This is a genomic window from uncultured Rummeliibacillus sp., assembly GCF_934216135.1.
Classification (GTDB): domain Bacteria; phylum Bacillota; class Bacilli; order Bacillales_A; family Planococcaceae; genus Rummeliibacillus.
The window spans coordinates 19,696-42,108 of the sequence record NZ_CAKQBI010000010.1; the positions used below are offsets into that span (position 1 = coordinate 19,696).

19 protein-coding genes and 1 pseudogene are annotated in these 22,413 nt (G+C 35.0%); 3 read left to right on the forward strand and 17 right to left on the reverse strand.

Features of this window, described 5'->3' with window-relative positions; all coding sequences use genetic code 11:
• Positions 1-494 precede the first annotated feature (494 nt).
• The gene (locus tag Q0977_RS08475; RefSeq protein WP_299512567.1) at positions 495-3,545 is read left to right on the forward strand and encodes an efflux RND transporter permease subunit; all 3,051 of its coding nucleotides are present in this window, start codon (positions 495-497) and stop codon (positions 3,543-3,545) included.
• A 94-nt stretch (positions 3,546-3,639) separates the two neighbouring features.
• On the opposite strand, the gene Q0977_RS08480 is transcribed toward Q0977_RS08475, so the two are convergent.
• The 15 genes from Q0977_RS08480 to Q0977_RS08550 all read right to left on the reverse strand — a co-directional run bounded on the left by Q0977_RS08480 (position 3,640) and on the right by Q0977_RS08550 (position 15,464).
• Complete coding sequence (locus tag Q0977_RS08480) at positions 3,640-5,067, reverse strand: YdiU family protein (RefSeq protein ID WP_299512570.1); 1,428 nt, start codon at positions 5,065-5,067, stop codon at positions 3,640-3,642.
• A 416-nt stretch (positions 5,068-5,483) separates the two neighbouring features.
• On the reverse strand, positions 5,484-6,344 hold the full coding sequence (locus Q0977_RS08485) for an aminoglycoside phosphotransferase family protein (protein ID WP_299512573.1): 861 nt from the start codon (positions 6,342-6,344) through the stop codon (positions 5,484-5,486).
• Positions 6,345-6,477: 133 nt separating this feature from the next.
• Positions 6,478-7,317, reverse strand: a complete 840-nt coding sequence (locus Q0977_RS08490; protein WP_299512575.1) for a DMT family transporter — start codon at positions 7,315-7,317, stop codon at positions 6,478-6,480.
• A 176-nt stretch (positions 7,318-7,493) separates the two neighbouring features.
• A complete protein-coding gene (locus Q0977_RS08495) occupies positions 7,494-7,631 on the reverse strand; it encodes a YfhE family protein (protein ID WP_119415433.1) in 138 nt (45 codons plus the stop codon).
• Between the two features lie 183 nt (positions 7,632-7,814).
• Positions 7,815-9,311, reverse strand: a complete 1,497-nt coding sequence (locus tag Q0977_RS08500) for a serine hydrolase (protein WP_299512579.1) — start codon at positions 9,309-9,311, stop codon at positions 7,815-7,817.
• 287 nt (positions 9,312-9,598) lie between these two features.
• On the reverse strand, positions 9,599-9,799 hold the full coding sequence (locus tag Q0977_RS08505) for a cold-shock protein (RefSeq protein WP_119415431.1): 201 nt from the start codon (positions 9,797-9,799) through the stop codon (positions 9,599-9,601).
• A 231-nt stretch (positions 9,800-10,030) separates the two neighbouring features.
• Positions 10,031-10,798: a sulfite exporter TauE/SafE family protein gene (locus tag Q0977_RS08510; protein WP_299512754.1), complete on the reverse strand. Its 768-nt coding sequence runs from the start codon at positions 10,796-10,798 to the stop codon at positions 10,031-10,033.
• A gap of 68 nt (positions 10,799-10,866) precedes the next feature.
• Positions 10,867-11,094 carry a sulfurtransferase TusA family protein gene (locus Q0977_RS08515; RefSeq protein WP_119415430.1) on the reverse strand — a complete coding sequence of 76 codons (228 nt, stop codon included), beginning with the start codon at positions 11,092-11,094 and terminating at the stop codon, positions 10,867-10,869.
• A gap of 44 nt (positions 11,095-11,138) precedes the next feature.
• Positions 11,139-12,266, reverse strand: coding sequence for an MBL fold metallo-hydrolase (locus tag Q0977_RS08520; RefSeq protein ID WP_299512582.1), 1,128 nt, complete (start codon positions 12,264-12,266; stop codon positions 11,139-11,141).
• Between the two features lie 77 nt (positions 12,267-12,343).
• Positions 12,344-12,739 carry a DsrE/DsrF/DrsH-like family protein gene (locus tag Q0977_RS08525; protein ID WP_119415428.1) on the reverse strand — a complete coding sequence of 132 codons (396 nt, stop codon included), beginning with the start codon at positions 12,737-12,739 and terminating at the stop codon, positions 12,344-12,346.
• 16 nt (positions 12,740-12,755) lie between these two features.
• On the reverse strand, positions 12,756-13,316 hold the full coding sequence (locus tag Q0977_RS08530) for a sulfurtransferase TusA family protein (RefSeq protein ID WP_119415427.1): 561 nt from the start codon (positions 13,314-13,316) through the stop codon (positions 12,756-12,758).
• Positions 13,317-13,365: 49 nt separating this feature from the next.
• Positions 13,366-13,662 carry a rhodanese-like domain-containing protein gene (locus Q0977_RS08535; RefSeq protein ID WP_299512586.1) on the reverse strand — a complete coding sequence of 99 codons (297 nt, stop codon included), beginning with the start codon at positions 13,660-13,662 and terminating at the stop codon, positions 13,366-13,368.
• A gap of 5 nt (positions 13,663-13,667) precedes the next feature.
• Positions 13,668-14,015 carry a rhodanese-like domain-containing protein gene (locus Q0977_RS08540; RefSeq protein WP_119415425.1) on the reverse strand — a complete coding sequence of 116 codons (348 nt, stop codon included), beginning with the start codon at positions 14,013-14,015 and terminating at the stop codon, positions 13,668-13,670.
• A gap of 95 nt (positions 14,016-14,110) precedes the next feature.
• Entirely contained in the window at positions 14,111-14,371 is a 261-nt protein-coding gene (locus Q0977_RS08545; RefSeq protein ID WP_119415424.1) for a metal-sensitive transcriptional regulator, read from the reverse strand.
• Between the two features lie 358 nt (positions 14,372-14,729).
• Positions 14,730-15,464 carry a glucose 1-dehydrogenase gene (locus Q0977_RS08550; RefSeq protein ID WP_299512590.1) on the reverse strand — a complete coding sequence of 245 codons (735 nt, stop codon included), beginning with the start codon at positions 15,462-15,464 and terminating at the stop codon, positions 14,730-14,732.
• Between the two features lie 159 nt (positions 15,465-15,623).
• Here Q0977_RS08550 and Q0977_RS08555 point away from each other — a divergent pair, with 159 nt between their 5' ends.
• The gene (locus Q0977_RS08555; protein ID WP_299512592.1) at positions 15,624-16,211 is read left to right on the forward strand and encodes a TetR/AcrR family transcriptional regulator; all 588 of its coding nucleotides are present in this window, start codon (positions 15,624-15,626) and stop codon (positions 16,209-16,211) included.
• Between the two features lie 80 nt (positions 16,212-16,291).
• On the opposite strand, the pseudogene Q0977_RS08560 reads toward Q0977_RS08555, so the two are convergent.
• Both Q0977_RS08560 and Q0977_RS08565 read right to left on the reverse strand, forming a co-directional pair.
• Positions 16,292-17,480 (reverse strand): annotated as a pseudogene (locus Q0977_RS08560) (cupin domain-containing protein).
• 301 nt (positions 17,481-17,781) lie between these two features.
• A complete protein-coding gene (locus Q0977_RS08565) occupies positions 17,782-20,385 on the reverse strand; it encodes a cation-translocating P-type ATPase (RefSeq protein ID WP_119415421.1) in 2,604 nt (867 codons plus the stop codon).
• A 253-nt stretch (positions 20,386-20,638) separates the two neighbouring features.
• Between Q0977_RS08565 and Q0977_RS08570 the strand changes: the two genes are divergently transcribed.
• Positions 20,639-21,874: a leucine-rich repeat domain-containing protein gene (locus Q0977_RS08570; RefSeq protein ID WP_119415420.1), complete on the forward strand. Its 1,236-nt coding sequence runs from the start codon at positions 20,639-20,641 to the stop codon at positions 21,872-21,874.
• The last annotated feature ends 539 nt before the right edge of the window (positions 21,875-22,413 follow it).

Below are 22,413 nucleotides of genomic sequence, written 5' to 3' on the forward strand. Positions count from 1 at the left end.
TCAACTAATGTGAATCCAATTAGCAACCTCAAGTAATAAAATAATTATCATAAATGGTTATTCATTCCTAAAAAATCATTTTCCTATATTACAAAAAGACTAAAATTGAACCATTTGAAAATATACCATATATTCTAATTAACATCAATAAAATGTCCTATTATATTCAATATTTTTCATTAATACAAGTAAATAATAACTATTTATCGTTAGAGGGTTTGTATATATAAAGAATTATTTAATCTCCAATCATCCCCCACTATTTTTATCTCTCTTGTGCATCTAAGTCCCAGGTCTTAGAAAAAATACACGTCAGGGCCAATATGGATTTTTTTAATATTTCTTACAATTACTAAAGAGGACATGGAAAAAGGGGGCAATGTTATGGTGCATCATTAAAAAGTATGTATTTTTTCGAAAAAGTGTGATATTTCGCTCTACATTCATCGTATATTTTAATTTGTGTTTAATCTGTTTTTAAGAGGAGGTTTATTATGTCGAATATTACTAAATGGGCTTTTGGTAACAAGCCTGCCATTGCCTTTTTGACAGTTCTCATATTAGTACTCGGTGCTGTCAGTTATTTTAGGCTACCTATGGAATTTTTACCATCTGCGGATAATCCGCAAGTTACCATCATTTCGATGGGGCAAGGAACGGATTCTAAAACAATGGAATCTGAAGTTACCATTCCCATTGAACGGGCAGTAAAAGGGTTAAATGGAAAAACATCCGTCTATTCAACGACTGGAGATGGATTTTCAAAAATAGATTTAAACTTCGAATCAGATTATGATATGAAACAAGCGAAACAAGATGTAGAAGAGGCAATTAGTAATGTGACTTTACCTACTAATATCTCAAAACCAATCATCTCTCAACTGAATACTTCAATGATTCCAATTGTTAACATTGCTGTCACCTTTAAAGATGGTTTGACGGATCAAAACAAAGAGTTTGCACGAGAGGAACTTCAATCACGCTATCAAGAGATTAAAGGGGTTTCTAGTGTAGATGTATACGGGATTACGAATTCCAGTATTTCAGTCCATTTAGATGAGAAAAAAATGGGTCAAAACCAAATTACACTTCAATCAGTTATGGGGATTCTTCAAGGACAAAATACGGCAGTAGCTGTTGGTGAAAAGAATATTGATGGTAAAACAAGTAATATCAAAGTTATAGGTGACGTATCAAGTATTGCAAAACTTAAAGAGTTAACTGTAGCACCTAATGTTACACTTGCCGATATCGCAACTATTAAAGAATCTACAGATACAAATTTCATCAGTCGCTTTAATGGAAAAGACAGTTTAAATATTAACATTACAAAAGACAGTCAATCCAATGCAGTGGCAATAAGTAAAGAAGTTGAAGAAGTAACCAAAGAAATCAATAAAGAATTTGATCAGCAGGAATCTGTGATTTATGTTTCCTCAGCTGATTTGGTACAAAACTCCGTTCATACGATGATTAAAGAAGTACTCATAGGGGCACTGTTTGCAACCATTGTCATTATGCTCTTTTTACGCAATATCCGAACTACTTTTATCACGATTGTATCGATTCCATTGTCACTTTGCCTTACCCTCTTCCTACTATCAAGGTCTGGCGTTACATTGAATATTCTAACGCTAGGTGGTGTCGCTGTTGCAGTTGGGCGATTAGTGGATGATAGTATTGTTGTGATTGAGAATATTTTCCGTAAAATGCAAACAGAGAAATTCTCGATCCGTATGGTAATCGATGCAACAAAGCAAGTAGGCGTTGCCATTACTGCTTCTACCTTAACAACTGTAGCTGTTTTTCTACCTATGAGTCTATTGAGTGGAGGCTTACAAGCATTCCTTTTACCTTTCGCGTTAACAGTTACCTATTCCTTGCTCGCTTCTTTGCTCGTAGCATTGACAGTTGTCCCATTAATGAGTGCCGGATTATTAAAAAATACAAAACTACCGAAACATAAACCAGCTGTTCGTTTTCCAAAAATCGTGAATTGGTCCCTAAACCACAAATGGATAATCTTCTCAATCTCATTGTTCTGTTTTATCGGTTCAATTGGCGCTTACTTTATCATTCCAAAAGGTGCAGTTGATAATTCTTCTGCAGATTACGTTACAGCAACACTAACTTATCCAGATGACACGCCATTTGAAACAGTAAAAGAAAAGTCTATTGAACTTGAATCTTCTATTCAAAAAATGGATAAGGTCAACCAAGTTTTTACACAGGTTGGCTCATCTGCAGAAGATGCACAATATGGTGTAGTAGGATCTTCGTCACAAGCATTCTATAGTATTCTGTTGGACAATAAAAAGGATACAGACCTAATAGTCAAAGAGTTAGAAAAGGAAAAAGAACAATATCCAGATGCCACTTTAGAAGTTACGGCATCCTCCTTTATGATGGGTGGAGCGAGTACAAATATTACTATTGATGTTGTTGGTGATAATTTAGAAGAGCTTGAAAATGTAGCTACCAATATTAAAGAAAAAGTACAAAATGTCAAGGGTGTCGATAAAGTAATCACAAATCAAGAACAAAAGAAAACCGTTTATTCCTTTACTGTGGATCCTGCAAAAGGAAACACTGAACAAATTGCTCAACAGTTAGGTGTCCTATTAAATAAAACACCAATTGGCACGATTAATGTAAACGACAAACAAAAAACAGTCTTTCTAGAACCTTTCCTAGACACTAAAACAGATAAAGATTTAAAAAATATAAAAGTTCTCACAAGTGCAGGTCAAGTACCAGTGTCTTCCATCGCGACATTACAAAGCGAAGAACTTTCAACGACTCAATTCCATAAAGACGGAAAACCATACCTTCGCGTTACAGCAACAGTAGATCCTGCAAAACTATCTAATATAGCAAAAGATATTAATATAGTGATTTCCGGTGATAATAATGAAAAAAAAGGTATAGACATCCCCGAGAATATAAAAGTTCTAGTCGGTGGAGCTAGTAGTGATCAAGCAAGTGATTTTGCCGATTTATTTCTTATTATGCTAGCATCAATTGGCATTGTATTTTTGATCATGATTATTACATTTAAATCGATTAAAACTCCAATTGCCATTCTGTGCTCTCTCCCACTTGCTGCAATTGGTGCCATTTTAGGTATTTTAATCAGCAGAATACCAGTTGATATAACTGCTCTTTTAGGTGCATTAATGCTGATAGGCATCTTAGTGACCAATGCCATTGTACTATTAGACCGTGTCAGACAAAATGAACGCACGATGATTATTCGTGATGCACTAATCGAAGCAACAGCTACAAGGATGCGACCTATCTTTATGACCGCAGTGGCAACCATTTGTGCGATGCTTCCACTGTTATTGAAGAAAGCTGAAGCAGGAAGTTTAGTCTCACAAAGCCTCGCAATTGTAGTAATCGGCGGGTTAGCTATGGCTACCCTACTTACCCTTATTGTAATTCCATGTGTATATGAACTGCTTTACTTTAGGAAGTCGAAAAAACAGCGTATGAAAAAAGAAACTATAGAAGAGAGCTATCAAGGAGGAAACATCACTTACTGAATCACCTTAATATCAAGAATAGAAAAACCAGACTTTAGCTTGAAGGCCAGAGTCTGGTTTTTCGTATTTTTCTCAGATTCAAACTGAACAGTTCTTAAGTACCACAATACGTAATAAACGGTCCGTTTTCTTTTGGAGGGTTTTGTAAATGTTGATGTTCTTTTTTTACTGTAAAGGGTGAACGTAAAGCATCGACTAATGTTTCTACATATGAAAGATCACCCTGCTCTGCAAATTTGAGTGCTTCTTCTACATAATGATTTCTTGCAATAATCGCTGGGTTAATATTACGCATCGAATACTTTGCCATTTCTAATGATGTATTTTCTTTTTGTAAGCGAAGATACCATTTCTTTTGCCACGTTTTAAAATCTTCTGTTTCGAAAATGTCTTGTGCTTCATCCGTACTTAGGCTACGGAATGTATTCGTAAAATCAGCTTGTTGTTGATACATCATTGTTAATAGTTCATCTATTAATGAGGCATCTTCTTCCATTGCTACTTGTAAACCTAATTTTTTACGCATACCTTCAAGCCAATAATGCTGAAATACTTTTGGATATTCATCAAGTTTTTCTTGCATAATAGTTAAAGCTTGCTCCTCATCATCATGCACAAGTGGTAATAAGGTTTCCGCTAAACGTGCCAAATTCCAGCTACCGATTTTTGGTTGGTTTTCGTATGCATAGCGTCCCGTTGTATCAATGGAGCTAAAAACAGTCGCTGGGTCAAAGGTATCCATAAATGCACAAGGTCCAAAATCGATTGCTTCACCACTGATGGTCATATTATCAGTATTCATAACTCCATGGATAAAACCAATTTGCTGCCAACTAGCTATCAACTTCGCTTGTCGATAAAGTACATTACTGAAAAAATCAGCATATGGATTATCGTGAGATGCAAGTATAGAATCATGGCGTTGAATCGCATAATCGGCGAGCTCTTTTAAATCTTCTTGATCACAAAAATGACGTGCAAATTGGAATGTACCTACACGTAAATGACTAGATGCTACTCTTGTTAAAATGGCACCATCTAACACTCGCTCACGATATACTGGTTCTCCTGTTTTAACAACAGCTAAACTTCTCGTCGTTGGAATATGAAGTCCATGTAGAGCTTCACTAATGATATACTCTCTTAACATCGGCCCTACTGCAGCGCGTCCATCGCCGCCACGTGAATAAGGCGTTCTTCCTGATCCTTTTAATTGAAAATCTCTCAATCCTAACTTTGTTTCTTCTTCGCCGATTAAGATAGCCCGTCCATCACCAAGCATCGTAAATTGTCCAAATTGATGCCCCGCATAGCTTTGTGCAATTTGCGCTGCAGATTCCGGCATCTCATTCCCCGCAAAAATTTGCAATGCTCGCTCACTCTTTAAAATACTGATATCAATCCCCAGTTCTTCTGCCAATCTTTCATTTACTACTAAAAAAGACGGATTCTTCACTGGATTTAATGGTACAACTTTATAAAAGGAAGATGGTAGCGACATATAACTTTGATGTTCTTGCATATTTTCTCCTCGCTTGTTACATATTCTTATTAACAGTATAAAGGAAAAACCTTAGTAATGATGGTTTAGGTATGGTTTAGAAAATCTTGCATCAGTAGGTGCTTCATTATAAACAAAAACTTTTTAAATAAGTATTTGCATTAATTCTTTACATATCCATATCAGTTCACAGCTATTAAGGTGATACATTTTTTAGTCTTCCTTTATATTTGGTGCTTTCCCGCGGTTTTGGGCTGTTCTCCCGCGGTTTTCTATTAATCTCCCGCGATTTTTTACTACTCTCCCGCGATATTCTACTTTTGTTCCGCGAAAAAATAAATTTAAGTCCTAACACTATATCTATATGTACCTTTTAAACCACTCCATAATAAAAATACAGCTTGATTTCCATAAAATTCAATCAAGCTGTTTATCTTTTATAGACACAAACGTTTTAAAATTGTTAAATTTTCTTCCAAAAACAATCTATGCTCATTTATTCCTCGGCGTTTACACCAACCAATACTATTAAATACATCTGTAAACTGATAAAAAGGCAATGTTTCTTCTAAATTGATCAATGGTCGAATACTGTTATAGCCTTCTTTATATGCATTGTATAATGTTTGGTCAAAGCGTAAAAAGTCTCGATTTATCTTGGTGAAATCTATTTCTGTTGAACCAAATCGTACACTTTCAAAATCGATTACGCCTGAAACTTGATCTCCATCAACAATAATATTTGCTGGACGAAAATCCATATGTATAAAACTAGGTCCATCAGGTGGTGCTAACTGTTTCTTCATATTCTCAAATTTTTGGATAACCTGATTGTATAAACTTTCATCCAGTACTTTCTTTACATCCTCTGCGAAACTATAAAATTGGCGCTCTACGAATTTCGACCAACTAGAAAATTCATTTTGTATCCATTCTATTTTTTGACCATTTGGGTTAACGTTATGTATTGTTGCATGAAGGACACCAACTTGAAAGGCTAATCCTGTAGAGACATGAGTTGTTAACGGTGTTCCTTGTAATCTTGATAATAAAAATGCTCCTATACAATCCTCATCACCATCCCAATAATCAAGCATTTTCGGAATGGCAACGTTCCCTTCTAAAATTTGATATGCTTCTAACTCCCGCTGAAACTTCAATTTTGTATAAGGAATTTTGATATAGACCGTTTCACCATTTAACAAATTACATTTATAGACAGTTGAACTATGAGAATCTTCAACATTGTCAATTGACAGTACGTTTAATCTAAATTGATCTATCACACGATTTAACATTTATATTCACCCTCTCTTTTATATTCATCACATAATTATATAGTAATTTAAAAATTCTGTAATTTAAGAGGGCTATTAAAAAAAAAAAAAAGGTGCTCCTTATTCTCAAATAAGGATAGCACCTTTATAGTCACTAAATCTTTGTCAGAACAATTCCACCAATTGCCGTTAAAACACCGATAATTTGATAGAGTTTCATTTTTTCTTTATACAGTAAAACACTTCCTAATACGACAACTAAACAACTTAGACTGACGATTGGGAATACAATACTTGCGATACCAGTATCTAATGAGAAAAAGTAACTGCTATATCCTACTACACTGAAACAGCCAATCACTGCTCCAATTTTCACTTCAGAGCGACGCCATTTTTCCTTTGTCACCAAGCTTTGGATGATTAAATAGACAGCTCCACCACCGTACATACAAAATAGCGTATTAATCGAATCGATTTGTAAGTGTGATGAAGTTTTCATTAATATACCTAGAACACCAAAGCATAATATTGAAAGTAAAATTCGATACATCCAAGGCATATAGTTGATGTTGCCTGTGGTGCTACCTGGACTATATTGAATGACTGCTGCTGATCCAAGCATCACAATAATACCAATCCATTGAATAAGTGAAATATGTTCATGGAAAATTAGTGCAGCACTTAAAATTGGAATGACTGTATATGTACTAATAATGGGTGATGTTAAACTTGCAGGTCCATTTTCAAAAGCCTTTGTCATTTGAATATTCCCGTTCGCATTTAATATACCGATTACTGCTCCAAGTACTATTGTTAATAGATTAAAAGGAGCAAATCCTTTAATACTTCCATACCCTACCATTAACAAAAATGCGATCAGGTAGAAGAAAAACTGCATATGTACTTTCGACATCATTTTTCCTGATATTGCTTTAAAAATTAGATTATTGATGCCAAAACAGAGCATCGTCAAAACTGCTGTAACAATCCACATAAAAATCCTTCTCTCTAGTTGCTATTGCTTATTTTAATATGAAGATTGCGTTCATGTAGCAATATTTAAGAAATTCATCATTTCTCGTATAAAATTGGTAGGTTATAAACATGAAATAGAAAATCTAATTCAAAAAAGGATCTTGAAAGCACATTCAAGATCCTTTTATTTGTATTTTACTTTTTTAATTTTTTGTTTTGTTCTGTTGCACTATCTGCTCGTTTGAATTCTTTTCGATAAGTGACTTCTTGCATCGATGTCAATCCATTATCTTTTGTTGTTAACTGTTGATGTGGTAACTTACCATCCTTCAAATAGTAACACTCCCTTCTTTATTATCTACTTCAGTTTTTCCTATGTAACGATTTATATACATGAGGGTTTTTCAGTAAAAAAATCAGAGAAGCACTAGTCTTATTATGTTTCATTAATCCAAAAAATTTTTCAATCAAAATAAAAAATAGAAGTGAGCTATTTTAAACCCACTCCTACTTCTATCACCAATCTCTTTGTATCCAATCATTACTAGTAAACTGTGGCAGGATTTCTTTGTTACCTGTTTTTACTTTTGGTTGTAAAACATACCATCCTCTGCCATTGACAGAGTCGTCTGTAGAATATTGAAAACGGATAAATCTCGTTCCTATTGGTAAAGATGTCGATTGTTTTTGCCATCGATTACTAATACCTGTAAATGTGTCGAGCTCTTGCCAAAGAATGCCGTCTTGAGAACTTTCAATTTTGCCGAAATCCTTATTTTTTTGTATTTGATACCAAGTTTGAAATATAAGAATGGAAGGTTTTTGTATGTTTACTTTCGCTTGTAGGATTGATTTTTTGTTGTCTCCAAATCCGGCAAACCACGCTTTTTGATGTCCTGGAATAGCGACAGGAATAGCATCAGCTGCCTTTCTTGCTACAAGTCTCCTTGTTTGATTGATCGAAGTTGTTTGACGCGTTGGATGTACGCGATTGGTAAGTAAAATGACGATAGTGTTGTTTTTAGGGCTAATTACTAAAGACGTTCCAGTAAAGCCTGTATGCCCCATTGTATTTACATTACTTAGTGCATCCATATACCAGCCTTGGTTCAATTCAAATCCAAGTCCATGCTCAGTATCCGGTATTGCTTGAATCATATTTTGTTCCATTAAGGCAATTGTAGATGGCTTTAATATTTGTGTTTGACCATATTTACCTTTGTTTAAAAATATCTGTCCTAAGATTGTTAAATCATGCGCTGTAGAAAACAAACCTGCATGGCCCGCAACTCCATCCATAGACCATGCATTTTCATCATGAACTTGTCCCCATACTAGATTTCTGCCAGTCCAAGGTTGATATTCTGTAGCTGCAATTCTATATTTTAAAGAAGCTGGTGGATTAAACATTGTGTCCTTCATACCTAATGGCTCTGTTATATTTTGCTTTATATATTCATCTAATCTTTGTCCTGTTAGTCTCTCAACAAGAACGCCTAATGTAATCATATTTAAATCACTATACTTATAATTTGTACCTGGAAGATTGACAAGACCATGCTTTAAAACGATTGCTATTCGTTCTTCTCTTGTTTTCCCCATTTTATATAGTGGGATTCCAGATTCAAATCCAGACGTATGTGTCAGTAGTTGACGAATTGTAATTTTCTCTTTATTATTTTCTGCAAACTCAGGGATATACGTTACAACAGCGTCTTCTATCGATAATGTACCTTCTTCAAATAATTGCATAACTGCAATAGATGTGAAGATTTTGGTGATTGATGCAATATCAAAAATGGTATCCTTCCTCATATATATTGGATTTTCTGCTTCTGTAAACTGATCATCCAAATATCTGTAGGCATATCCATAGGCTTGCTCTTTCAAAGTTATTCCTTTTGTAGCGATTGAAACAACAACACCTGGCATAACGTTCAGATGAATCGCATTTTGGATGATTTGATCAATCTCATTCAAAGGAGCCTTGACGATTCCATGAATATTGATCATGATTATTATTCACCTCTGACTTTTTAGACGAAGATGTAAGTACTGCTAATGCAAGGACTTAATAAGCACACTGATCGAGCATGGTTTGCATATCCTCTACTCAAACTACATCCTCCTGGTATTACTTATTATATTCAAAAACAATTATCCAAATTAGATACTAATCCAGAACTATTCACTTTAATCGTGAACACGCAGCAATAATGTCGTAAATTTCCCGCGCACGAAAAAAAGGCACCCTATAAAGGATGCCTTTTATATTTAATGTAATATTAATCTACTAAAGATTAAAGTTTAGTTACATTAGTAGCTTGTGGTCCACGGTTGCCTTCTTCGATACCGAATTCAACTTTTTGACCTTCTTCTAATGTTTTGAAGCCTTCGCCTTGGATTGCTGAGAAGTGTACGAATACATCGTCTCCGCCTTCAACAGCGATAAAGCCGAAACCTTTTTCTGAGTTAAACCATTTTACTGTACCTTGTGTCATTTAAATGACCTCCAATAATAAATTTAATTAATTCATTTTCTAATAGAGATAAAAAAATCACCTTTTAAAATGATCGTTACAAACACAATCATTTTTGAAGGTGAATGCTTTGTTTCCGATTAGTTCAATTAACTATTGTATTAATTATATATAATTTTCTTTCATTTGTCCACTAAAACAGGATTATTTTTTGAATATCTTTTTTCTTTGACTCTCAGCTTGTCATTCTATCTATAATATATCCGCCCAAATTTTAATAGCTGTAACTAAGATTAGAACAGCTAAAAAGAGTTGCAACAGTTTAGTATTCATTTTCTTACTCACTTTTGCACCAATCGGAGCTGCGATTAGTCCAGCAATAATGACAATAACTGCTGGGAGATAATCGATTTGTCCAGTTACAATTTTTCCGAAAGAACCTGCAATCGATGAGATAAATGTTACAGCTAAACTAGATGCAATTGTCATTCTTGTTGGAATACGTAAAATGAGAAGCATGATTGGTATTAACAAGAAGCCACCACCGGCTCCAACTATTCCTGACCCGATTCCAACAAAAAATGCTAAAATCGCTGCAAATGGCGCATTAAATTTTACTTGATCAAGTGGGATATCATCGATTTGTTTCTTCGGAATGAGCATCATAATCGCCGCAAGAAGCGCAAGTACACCATACACTATATTAACTGTTGCTTCAGATAAATGATCGGACCCAAAGCTACCGATTAATGTACCAAATAAAACCGCCGTCCCCATAATGGCAATAAGTTTCTTATTTAAGTAGCCACCATTTTTAAAAGCAAGAACACCAGCAATCGATACAAAAAATACATCTAAAGCGCTAATGCCAGACACTTCATGTGCTGTAAAAGCCGTAAAACCAAATAGTGGTGGAACATATAATAAGAGTGGATATTTTACGATGGCTCCACCAATTCCTAACATCCCCGAAACAAATGAACCAGTTAGACCAATTGCAAATAAAACTAGGATATACATAATATCCACTTCATTTCCTTCTTTCTGTAAAAAGTGGCGAGTTCTCAATTGAAAACTCGCCTCCTTTATTAACCTTTTTGAATAAAGAACGTGATGACACCATCATTTTCAGTATGTTCTAAAACAGTGTGACCACCTGCTTTTGCCCAAGCTGGAAAATCTGCTAGTGCACCTTTATCTGTTACATTTACTTCTAGGACTTCACCTGTATTTAGTGTATCCATAGCTTTTTTAGTACGTACGATCGGCATAGGACATGATAATCCTTTTGCATCTACTACTTTATTTGAATTCATTATTATTCTCCTCGTCAATCTTTTCACAAATTATTACTGCAGTTTTATCGAACTGCACAACGGTTTGGACCGATTTCCATTTCTGTTTGTTCATCTTGGTCAGGTGTTATTTTACCCATATTCACTTGACGAATTTGTTGATATGCATTTGGTTGTGGTGGTAGATTTTCTGTTACAACTGAACGGAATTCAGCTTCATCTTTAATATTTAGACCATGATTTTCTGCGAATAGGTCACCTAAGCGTTTAGCTACTGTACCATCTTCGTTTAATTCATCAATAATCATAAAGTGAGCTGGTAACACGATTAAATCTTCTGCTAATTCTCTGTAACGACGATACAAAGTTTCGCGAAGATCGCCTACCCAATCCTCTGCAAGTCCAGCTAAGTCAGGACGACCAATTGAATCGATAAATAAGATATCACCTGTTAGTAAATATTTGTTATCGATCACAAATGATGTTGAGCCAATTGTATGACCTGGTGAATAAAGTGCGCCTACTTCTATTTTTGATGTTCCCACTTGTACAGTTAGGCCATCTTCAAGTGCTGTATATTCAAATACTGCTTCTTCTGCATCTTTTGGTGAAAGATAATAGCTTGCACCTGTTGCAGCAGCAATTTGACGTCCACCAGAAATATGATCTGCATGTAAATGTGTATCAAAGACATGTTTGATTGTTACATTTTTTTCTTTTGCAAATTCAAGGAATACATCTTTGAAACGTACTGCATCAATAACTGCAGCTTCGTCTCCAGAAATCACCATATAAGATAAGCAGCCTTTTCCAAGACGAACGAATTGATAGATTTCACCACCATCAGTTAAATCTCCAACTTTAATTGGTTCTAAATGCATACTCCAAGATTTCATACCGCCTTCTAGATATGCAACATCACGGCCTGCATCAGAAAGCATTTCTGCTACCATTTTTGAAGAACCTTCTTTTGCACATACAACTAAAACGTCTTGATCAGTAGGAATCTTCGGTAAGATTTCTTCAATGCCGTCTAGTAATTCAAAATAAGGAATGTTCAAATATTCAAATTGATGACCTTCAATTTTCCAGTCTTCAAAAGCATCATGATTACGTACATCTAATATAAATAATTTTTGATTTTCAATTACTTTGCGAGCTATTTTGCTTGCTGGCCATTTTTCTATAGTCATTCAAATTACCCCCGTAGGTATATTTTCATCTTTTTAATTGGGAGAGCTTATTTGCTCTCCCATTAGTATTGTCAAAATTAAAAAGTTAATGTAGGTGAAGCATCTTTTGCATATTCAAGGAATGTTACTGCGCCACCAACATCAATTCCATCGATGAAGTCTTCTTTAGTAAGTCCCATGATATCCATAGTCATTTGACAAGCGATAAATTTAACACCTAGTTCTTGAGCCATTTCCACTAATTCTGGAATACTTGGTACATTTGCTTTTGCAAATCCTTCTGCCATAAATTCTTTTCCTTCAGGCATTGATAATGCTTGCATTGCTTGTTTGTGGATAAGATTAAGTCCTTCAAAAGTGAAGAAAATCTCTACTTCTTTATCTGAAGCTGCTGCTGCAGTTGCGATATTGAATACTTTGTATGCGTCGAAAAGACCACCGTTACTTGCGATAATTGCTACTTTGTTTGACATTTAAGTTCCCCCTAAATTATATTGTTTTTGTTAAATCGCCTTGCCAGTTTGTCATACCTGGTAAGACATTATATACTTTTGTAAATCCAGCTTTGGCTAGTTTTTGAGCTGCTAAATCACTACGTTTTCCTGTTCGGCAAACGACATAGATTTCTTGGTCTTTATCTAATTCATCCAAATGTTCATCTAAATCGCCCATTGGAATTGATTTTGCACCATTTATATGACCAAATGCATATTCAGCTTCTTCACGAACATCTAAAATAAGACCGCCATTTTTTGCGCGTTCTTCAATTTGTTCAATGGAGATCGTTGGCTCGTATGTTTTTTCAACTACTGTATCATTTGAACATTTTCGGATATAGTGAAATAACACGCCATCTTCTTCTGTTACACCAATATATTGGTGACCAACAGATTCTGACCATGCAGGTAAATCTGCTTTTGAGCCTTTATCTGTTGATTGAATTTCTAAAATTTGTCCATCTACCAAATTACTCATCGCTTTTTTTGTTTTGACGATTGGCATTGGGCATGACAATCCTTTAGCATCTAATTGTACATCTGCTTTAACCAAAGTTAATATTCCTCCTTATACCTTGTAGGGTATAAAATATTTCATAAAATTATTCAACATTACCTTCCCAAGATAACATTCCGCCAACCATATTGGTTACATCATATCCTAGAGAGTCTAGGAATGCTGTTGCTTGACCACTTCTACCACCTGAACGACATACCATGATATATGGTTTGTGTTTATCTAAATCTGGTAGTTTTGCTTCCAATAATCCTAATGGAATATTGACGATTCCTGGAATATGGCCAGCTTTTACTTCTGCTACTTCTCTAACATCAATGAAGTTTAATGCTTCGCCGTTTTCTAAGCGTTTTTGTACTTCTTGAACAGATATTTCTTTCATGTTATTTACCCTCTCCATGCACTCATGCCACCACGGACATTCGTTATTTTTTCATAGCCTAATTTTTTCAATTGTTTACATGCTTGACTACTGCGCATTCCACTTTGGCAAATTACTACAATTTCCTTATTATTCGGTAATTTCGAAAGGTCAGATCCAAGTGGTATATTCTTAAACTGGCGAATATTTCGTCCTTTATACTCGCCAGGTGTGCGAACATCGATAAAAACTTTATCTTTATCATTAAGTATCGATTTTAACTGCTCTGTAGAAATGGATTTAACACCTTTCGTTGGCATCATTCGCCATGCGATAAATGCTATTACCAAGATAATAATCACAGCTACTTCCATCATGTTCCCTCCCCTAACTTTATCTTAAGTTCTCGTTTTCATTATAATACATATACCCGCATAGGTATATAAAAATGAAAATAAAAACTTCGTTATCATCGACTCTTTACGAGAAGGTTCACTGCTTCTTGAATAGAGTTATTCACTACAGCCGGATCACCTTCCGAATTTTGTACGCATGTAACTAAATTTTCACTTACAATTACGCCAATCGTTCGATCTACGCCAGAACGTACAGCAGAAAGTTGTGTAACGACTTCTTTGCAATCTTTTTCTTCGTCAATCATACGTAGAATTCCTCTTAATTGGCCTTCCATTCGTTTAATACGATTTACAACCTTGCTATCATATGTCATTTCACACACTCCTTTCTTCATGTCGCTGGCTTCGTATTACATGACTAATAATATACCCCTATAGGTATAGTGTCAACAGAAAAAATTATTTTTTTATTTTAATTGGGTATTTTCTTTAGTATGAAGGGCAATCAGCACAGCGATGATTGTGTTTGCTGGGCTTTTGCAGGACTTAAGTTGTTGTAAGAGCGGATACTTTTTTATTTGGAGCGGATTATTTCTTTCCAAGAGCGAATTAAATGGCATCAGGAGCGGATAAATTGATCAGAAGAGCAATTAAGTATTGCAAATGACTACTAAAATATTGCAAATAAAAAGAGTACAACCCCAAAGGAATGTACTCTTTCGAAACGAACCATTACATTGCTGTTAATCCGCCATCAACGATGAATTCTGAACCAGTTGAGTAGCTAGATTCATCAGATGCTAAGTAAAGAACTAAGTTTGAAACTTCTTCTGATTGTGCTACACGTTTAAGAGGAATATGTTTTGAGAATTCTTCTACAGCCGCTTTTGTATCCTCTTGAACAACCATTGGTGTTGCAATGACACCTGGGTGTACAGAGTTTACACGGATTCCATAGTGAGCGCATTCCATAGAAGCAGCTTTTGTCATACCGCGTACAGCAAATTTTGTATCTGTATATCCAATTGCACCGGCAACAATACCATTCATAGATGAGATGTTGACGATTGAACCACCACCAGCTTTTTGCATTGAAGGAATAACTGTTTTCATACCTAAGAAAACAGATACTTGGTTAATATCTACAATGCGGCGATACTCTTCTTCTGTTACTTCTAAAATCGATTTAGCCATTGTAATACCTGCATTATTAACTAATACATTTACTGCTCCAAATGCCTTTTCTGCTTGAGCTACTACTGTTGCCCAATCTTCTGCACTTGTTACGTTTTGTTTAACAAATAAAGCGTTTTCACCAAGTTCAGTAGCTAATGCTTGTCCCTTTTCTTCGTTCAAGTCTGTTATTACAACTTTTGCGCCTTCTTCGATAAATTTACGAGCATGTGAAGCACCCATACCTTGAGCAGCTCCTGTAATAATAGCAACTTTTCCTTCTAAACGAGCCATGATGTATTCCTCCAATGTTGATCATCGATATTTTAATCGATTATTTTATACTACAGTTGTAAATTAGCAGATAAATAATATAATTGTCAATCAAAAAGAAAGATGCCATAATAAATTCAATATTTGTTCAAATTTAAGCAGTAAAACAGGTGATAATCCATGACAACTAACGAAGATCGTCGTGCAGCTAGGACACAAAAAAATTTAAAAAATGCACTACTACAATTATTAAAAGAAAAAGATTTGAAAGAAATTTCTATTACAGAAGTAACTCAATGCGCTCATTGCAATCGAGTAACATTTTACTCGCATTATAAAGACCTACAAGAATTATTAGCTTCTATTTTTGATGATTATTTAAATGACCTAACAGATTACTTTCGAAAGAGCTTTAAAAGTGTTACGCGTTTTTCATCAAATGATGAACAACGTCATCTCCCAATATTTGAATTTATCTATCAAAATCAGTTTGTTTTCTCTCTAATCTTAAAGGGCGAAGTATTGTCAGGTTCTCAAAATCAGTTTTGTGAAAGCTTAGTCCAAATTTCAACCAACGAATTGACACTTGAAGAGAAAACAGATATTGAGATTCCAGCACTTAACTACTTCACCACTTATGGAAGTCTTGGATTTTTTATCTATTGGATTAATCAAGATTTCAAGGACTCTCCTGAAGAGATGGCAAAAAAACTAACATATTTACAAGGTAAGATGTTCAACGAGGCAGTTGTTCGAAACAAGCATTAACAGATTTAAAGATAAGACGTATATTATTATCTAAAAATAGCACCGCACTTATAATCTTTGTGCGATGCTATTTTTATGATTTATTCGAAGTCCTGGTAGGTGTATCCCGGAAATCTTACTACTGGCCATTTTTCTTTTCGTAATGTATTCATCAGTTCTGGCCCAACATTTAAATTACTGCTAACAATTTGTTTTGGAGTAAGTGCCATCCATTGAGTAAGAGAAATATCGGCATATTTCGGTGCTTTAAATACTTCTAGATACCAAAGAGTTTCTTTTCCTGTATTTTGGATATAGTGACCATAACAAAATGGAACATATCCCACATCACCAGCACGGATATTAAAAGTTCTAGCTGTCCCATCAGCCGCATACGCTGTCATTCTTCCTTGACCAGAAAGGATATATTGAAACTCATCATTATTGGGATGCCAATGTAATTCTCGCATACTTCCTGGCAAGATTTCTACTAATGCTGCTGAAATTTCGTGCGATACTTTAAAATTCGTAGAATCCACAATTCGTACAGTACCACCTGGAGATTTAATGGGATCTTGACCTAGTAAATCATGTGTGAAATTCCTAGTGCCGAATGGATCAGGAATCGCAACACTATCAATAGGTCCAGGAACTTTTCCTTGGTAAATATACTTTTCTTTCTTAGGAATACAATCGAAAGCACTTAAAGGTGCACCAAAATTAGCAGATAAAACGTCTTTTGGTGTATGTGCAAACCAATCTGAAATCGTAAATGTATCTAAATCCGAGAAGTCTCCAGCATCAAATACTAATAAAAATTCAGTTCCCTCTTCCAACCCTTGAATAGAGTGTGGAATCCCAGGAGGGAAATACCATATTCCTCCAACACCTACATCTGCTATAAAATTTTTACCATTCTGATCAACAGATGTAATTCTTGCTTTACCTACTGTAACAAATCCCCATTCCACTTCTTTATGCCAATGTAGTTCTCTAACACCGCCAGGAGTTAATCTCATATTTACGCCAGCAAGTGTAGTAGCTACAGGAAGTTCTCTATTCGAAATCTGTCTAGACCATCCTCCGTGCTTAAGTGTCATGTGTATCTGAAAATGAAAACACTAAATTAGGAACTGTCCCGGCATCCGTTTTAGGTGGCACTAGTAAATCAGGATTTTCCAATGCACGCAGTATATCTCTTGGTCCGGGATCCGTTGCACCAGCCCCATCTGCACGAATCGGTTCCGGTATTTCCTCTGAGAAAACTTTAAACTCAATTGGTTTTGGCATCATCATCCTCCTATAATATAGTGAAGCACACAGAAAGAACATCTTCCACTCCTTATGTAACAACATCTTAAGAGGAATCGGCGTGGTGTTAACTTTCCATTCTTATGTGTTTAGCTTCTCATCCCTATATAGTTATGATGTCATTTAGATTAGTGTTACGCCTAATTAGTTGTTGGAGTTGGATTCAACTATTGAAGCGCGCCTATGGAAAATAAATGTCCACAGCTTTATATGAAAAAAGCGAATACGGGAACGAATTTACTCGTTCTCATACTCGCATAAAAATGGTATATGTTATAGATTATTTTCCTCTAAAATACAGCACCTTAAACCACTGATTTATCAAAAATGGCATAAAGGAAAGGACATAGATAAATCCTAATTGATAGGTAGTTAACTTTGCTACTTCAAATACACTAGAAAGTCCTGGTAGGAATAATACTGCATGTAAACTCAATGTCCCTATTATAAAAGCATACCAAGTATATTTGTTTGAGAATACGCCAATCGAAAAGATAGATTCTTTGGACCTTGAGTTAAATCCGTGTATTAATCTGGACAAGCATAATGTTGCAAATGCCATCGTAGTGGCTACTACATTATCACCGGTTGAAAGCCCCATTTGGAAAGCTATAATAGTAGAAATTGCGATTAATATACCTTCTAGAATCATTTGAGTCGTAAATTTTTTATTGAGCAATGGTTGATGAATATTTCTAGGCTTGTCCTTCATGATTTTTTTGTTATGTGGTTCTAATCCAATGGCAATAGCAGGCAAGCTATCTGTCAATAGATTGATAAATAAAAGATGTACCGGTGCAAAAGGAACTGGCAATGCAAAAATAGTAGCATATAAAACGACGAAAATAGCTCCAGCATTTCCAGATAATAAGAACATGATGGCATTTTTTATATTCGCATAGAGACTTCTTCCATTTGCAATCGATTTTACAATGGTAGAAAAATTATCATCTGTTAACACCATTGATGAGGCATCTTTTGCTACTTCTGTTCCGGTTATTCCCATGGCAACCCCAATATCAGATTGTTTTAATGCAGGTGCGTCGTTAACACCGTCACCTGTCATAGCTACGACTTTTCCATTATCTTGCCATGCTCTAACAATTCTGAGTTTATGTTCTGGCGACACTCTGGCGTATACAGACACATCTTGCACCTTTTCTTTAAGTTGTTCGTCTGTAAGATCTTCTATTTCATACCCTTCTATCGCTTCTGATGAATCTTTTAAAATACCTATTTGTTTTGCAATAGCCGTAGCTGTTATTTTATGGTCACCTGTAATCATTACCGGCTTGATACCCGCTTGAATACAGCTTTCTACAGCTTCTTTCGACTCTTCTCTTGGTGGATCCATCATGGCAATGAGGCCAACAAAGATTAGGTCATTTTCATCGTTTAAATCGATTGATTGTTTGTTTGTATTTTTGTATGTGATAGCTAATACGCGTAAGCCATTTTTTGAAAATTGTTCGTTTACTTCCTCTATCTTTTTGCGAGATTCTTCTGTTAGAAAACTGATTCCTGTTGAAGTTTCGACTTTAGCTATTCTAGATAAAATGACGTCTAGCGCACCTTTTGTAATCATGACATTTTGTTGATCGACACGATTTAATGTACTCATGAGTTTCCGATCACTATCAAACGGAATCTCTGCTAATCTTGGATATTTTTCTCTAACAGCTACTTCATCGAGCTGATAATTCCTTCCTAATTTTACAAGAGCGATTTCTGTGGGGTCACCTATATCTTTCTTTTCACCTGTTATGGCATCACTACATAATTGTGCCATCAGTAGAAGATCTCTTTCCATTTCATGTTCTGTATTGAGTTGATCTTGCGGAATGATTTTTTGATTGACAAATACTTGTTGGACAACCATTTTGTTTTGGGTAAGTGTTCCTGTCTTATCCGAACAGATAACCGATACACTTCCTAAACTTTCAACCGCAAAAAGCTTTCGAATAATCGCATTCTCTTTCGCCATTTTCTGGGTTCCAAAAGCTAACACGATGGTCACTATTGAGCTTAATGCTTCCGGTATTGCAGCAACAGCAAGGGAAACAGCAAACATAAAGGATTCTACTATTTCACGGCCTCTTATCATATCAATCGTGAAAATAAATAAGCAAATTATCGAGATTCCTAAAGCTAGATTTTCACCAAAATGATCTAAGCTAACTTGTAAAGGCGTTTTCTTCTCTTTTGCCGTATCTAGTAGATTGGCTATTTTCCCAATTTCTGTTTCCATACCAATAGCAGTTACAATGACTTTGCCTCTCCCGTTGGTCACAAAGCTTCCTGTAAATACCATATTACTTTTATCTGCAGTAGCTACTTGATCATCCTTGATTAAATCAGTATTTTTTTCAACTGCTAGTGATTCCCCAGTTAACGAGCTTTCGTTTATTTGAAGATTGTGACATTCTAATAGTCGTCCATCTGCACTAACATAATCCCCCGCTTCTAATAAGAGAATATCGCCAACAACTATTTCTTCTGAAGGAATCTCCATAATTTTGTTATTTCGTTTAACCTTCGCAACTGGTGATGTCAAAGCTTTTAGATTATCTAACGACTGTTCTGCCTTTACATGCTGAACTGTACCGAGAACAGCATTTAAAATGACAACAATCATAATAACAATCGTACTTTCGACTTCTCCTAAAAGAAGAGAAATAATAGCCGCAATCATTAATATAATGACTAAAAGATCTTTGAACTGTGCAAAGAAAACTGCTATGGTACTTGTCTTTTTTCCTTCCTCAAGCGCATTTGGACCGTATTCTTCTTGTCTTATTTGTACTTCTTGATTATTTAATCCTTTTTCTGTTACATCCAGCTTCTCCATGACTTCAACGGATGATTGTTGATGATATTCCGACATGTACTTCCCCTTTCATTATGGATTCTGATATTTCTACTAGTACAAAATCTCAAAATATAAGTTTTTCATTTTGGACGGCAACTAATGTTTTTTATATTTGCCACTATTACTTAGCTTTTATACTATATTCTTTTAATTCTCTTAGTATGATTAGAAATTAGAATCGGTATTTTTCTTGATTAGTGAAAGCTATTTAAAAGTGATAAAATATTATTGACAATCAAAAAACATTAACAATTAGGAGCTGAAAAGTTTGGCAAATAAATTTTATAAAGCAACTTGTATTACACTGATGACGGGATTAATCGCAGCGGGTTCTGCTACGGCTATGGCGACATTGGATACCACAACTGCAGTTGCAAAAAGCATATATAAAGTAAAAAATAGCAAGCTAATTTCTATTAAGACTGGAAAAGTAGTGAAAGGGTTCAAAGTCTTTAAGTCTACCTTATATAAAAACGGAAAGAAATATACTGGCGTTTACAAAGGTTACCTATATAAAAGTGGCAAGAAATTTACAGGCTCTTATAATGGTTATCAATATAAAAAAGGTGCAAAATTCACAGGTAGAAAAGATAATATTACATATAAATACGGAAAAGTGGTATCTGCCAAAAATGTAAGTAAAGTTGCAAAAACAGCAATTGTCTATTTTGAAGATAAAAATTTGCTTCATACATTAAATGACCTTATGGGCCGCAAAAATCTATCCCAAAATATTAAAGTTGCTGATTTAAGAAATTTAAAAGGTACATTGGATTTGAAGGGTGATACGGATGAAAGAGAGTATTTTGGCATGATGGATTACGTGAACATCCAACCACTCGCTTTCTGTACAAACATCAGTGAATTGTCTATTGCCAATAATGCCATCAATAGTCTATTCCCTATCTCAAACCTAACAAATTTAAAGAAATTGGATATTAGTTTTAATAAAATATCTTCTATCGACTCTTTAGAAAAACTAGTAAACTTAACTGAGTTAAAAGTTGCTGGAAATAATTTAAAAGATATATTGGTTATCGGCAATTTCAAAAATCTAAAAGAATTGAATGCTTGGGACAATAAAATCGATTACATCGATGAAGAAATCAAATATGCTACCAATCTTGAAAATATCGATTTGAGTAACAATAGAATCAGAAGTATTTCTGAACTTGCTAGCTTAAAAAATTTAAAAGAATTAAATCTGACTAACAATAAGATCAAAGATATTCAAACATTAAGTGAAAATAAAAACTTAGAAACTTTATATTTATCCTATAATAGTATTTTCTCAGTTGATGGTTTAGAAGCATTACCGAATTTAAAAACGCTTTATTTAAATGCTAACTATCTAACATCTATGAACCCTCTTGCAAAAATCAAGACATTAACAACGTTGCACATAGAATATAATGATATTCCAAAAGAATCCATCCTACCTATCAGTACATGGGAATCAATGGAGCAAGAAAATTATGTGAACGATACTAATGTTGATGACTAATAAATAAACAAATACCCCGTCAGAGTGTAGTTTATCAAACATTCTGATGGGGTATTTTTGTGAAGTCTTATAACTATGATTTGAATCGAGAATCTATTTTATGTTTCCACTCAGCTGATCCTATTTATCCGCTATTTTGCTTCGTTTATCCGTTCTCTCTGTTGTTTTATTCGCTCTTCGTGACCGTTTATTCGCTCTCTCTGCCCGTTTATTCGCTCCAAATCAAATTGTATTCGCCCTTTCAGCAATTTACGTCTTTTTGAGTAGCTCTATGCAGCGGTAAATACTCTTATTTGTTCGCGGCAAGATTACTAGATTGGACCAAGCATCTGGGCCGCGTATCAGGTCCAGCAACTATAATTATTCGCTCTTCGTGACCGTTTATTCGCTCTCTCCACAGATTTATTCGCTCCCTCTACCCGTTTATTCGCTCCAAATCAAATTGTATTCGCCCTTTTAGCAATTTACGTCTTTTATATTGAGGGATTTTCTCATCAATGGCCTAACAACAATTTACGTCCTTGAAACCGCTGATATTT

What these genes read in the sequence shown, in the direction of transcription:
- Q0977_RS08475 (WP_299512567.1), top strand. Translation starts at nt 495, where the DNA reads ATGTCGAATATTACTAAATGGGCTTTTGGTAACAAGCCTGCCATTGCC.
- Q0977_RS08480 (WP_299512570.1), bottom strand. Translation starts at nt 5,067, where the DNA reads ATGCAAGAACATCAAAGTTATATGTCGCTACCATCTTCCTTTTATAAA.
- Q0977_RS08485 (WP_299512573.1), bottom strand. Translation starts at nt 6,344, where the DNA reads ATGTTAAATCGTGTGATAGATCAATTTAGATTAAACGTACTGTCAATT.
- Q0977_RS08490 (WP_299512575.1), bottom strand. Translation starts at nt 7,317, where the DNA reads ATGTGGATTGTTACAGCAGTTTTGACGATGCTCTGTTTTGGCATCAAT.
- Q0977_RS08500 (WP_299512579.1), bottom strand. Translation starts at nt 9,311, where the DNA reads ATGATCAATATTCATGGAATCGTCAAGGCTCCTTTGAATGAGATTGAT.
- Q0977_RS08505 (WP_119415431.1), bottom strand. Translation starts at nt 9,799, where the DNA reads ATGACACAAGGTACAGTAAAATGGTTTAACTCAGAAAAAGGTTTCGGC.
- Q0977_RS08510 (WP_299512754.1), bottom strand. Translation starts at nt 10,798, where the DNA reads ATGTATATCCTAGTTTTATTTGCAATTGGTCTAACTGGTTCATTTGTT.
- Q0977_RS08515 (WP_119415430.1), bottom strand. Translation starts at nt 11,094, where the DNA reads ATGAATTCAAATAAAGTAGTAGATGCAAAAGGATTATCATGTCCTATG.
- Q0977_RS08520 (WP_299512582.1), bottom strand. Translation starts at nt 12,266, where the DNA reads ATGACTATAGAAAAATGGCCAGCAAGCAAAATAGCTCGCAAAGTAATT.
- Q0977_RS08525 (WP_119415428.1), bottom strand. Translation starts at nt 12,739, where the DNA reads ATGTCAAACAAAGTAGCAATTATCGCAAGTAACGGTGGTCTTTTCGAC.
- Q0977_RS08535 (WP_299512586.1), bottom strand. Translation starts at nt 13,662, where the DNA reads ATGAAAGAAATATCTGTTCAAGAAGTACAAAAACGCTTAGAAAACGGC.
- Q0977_RS08540 (WP_119415425.1), bottom strand. Translation starts at nt 14,015, where the DNA reads ATGGAAGTAGCTGTGATTATTATCTTGGTAATAGCATTTATCGCATGG.
- Q0977_RS08545 (WP_119415424.1), bottom strand. Translation starts at nt 14,371, where the DNA reads ATGACATATGATAGCAAGGTTGTAAATCGTATTAAACGAATGGAAGGC.
- Q0977_RS08550 (WP_299512590.1), bottom strand. Translation starts at nt 15,464, where the DNA reads ATGGCTCGTTTAGAAGGAAAAGTTGCTATTATTACAGGAGCTGCTCAA.
- Q0977_RS08555 (WP_299512592.1), top strand. Translation starts at nt 15,624, where the DNA reads ATGACAACTAACGAAGATCGTCGTGCAGCTAGGACACAAAAAAATTTA.
- Q0977_RS08565 (WP_119415421.1), bottom strand. Translation starts at nt 20,385, where the DNA reads ATGTCGGAATATCATCAACAATCATCCGTTGAAGTCATGGAGAAGCTG.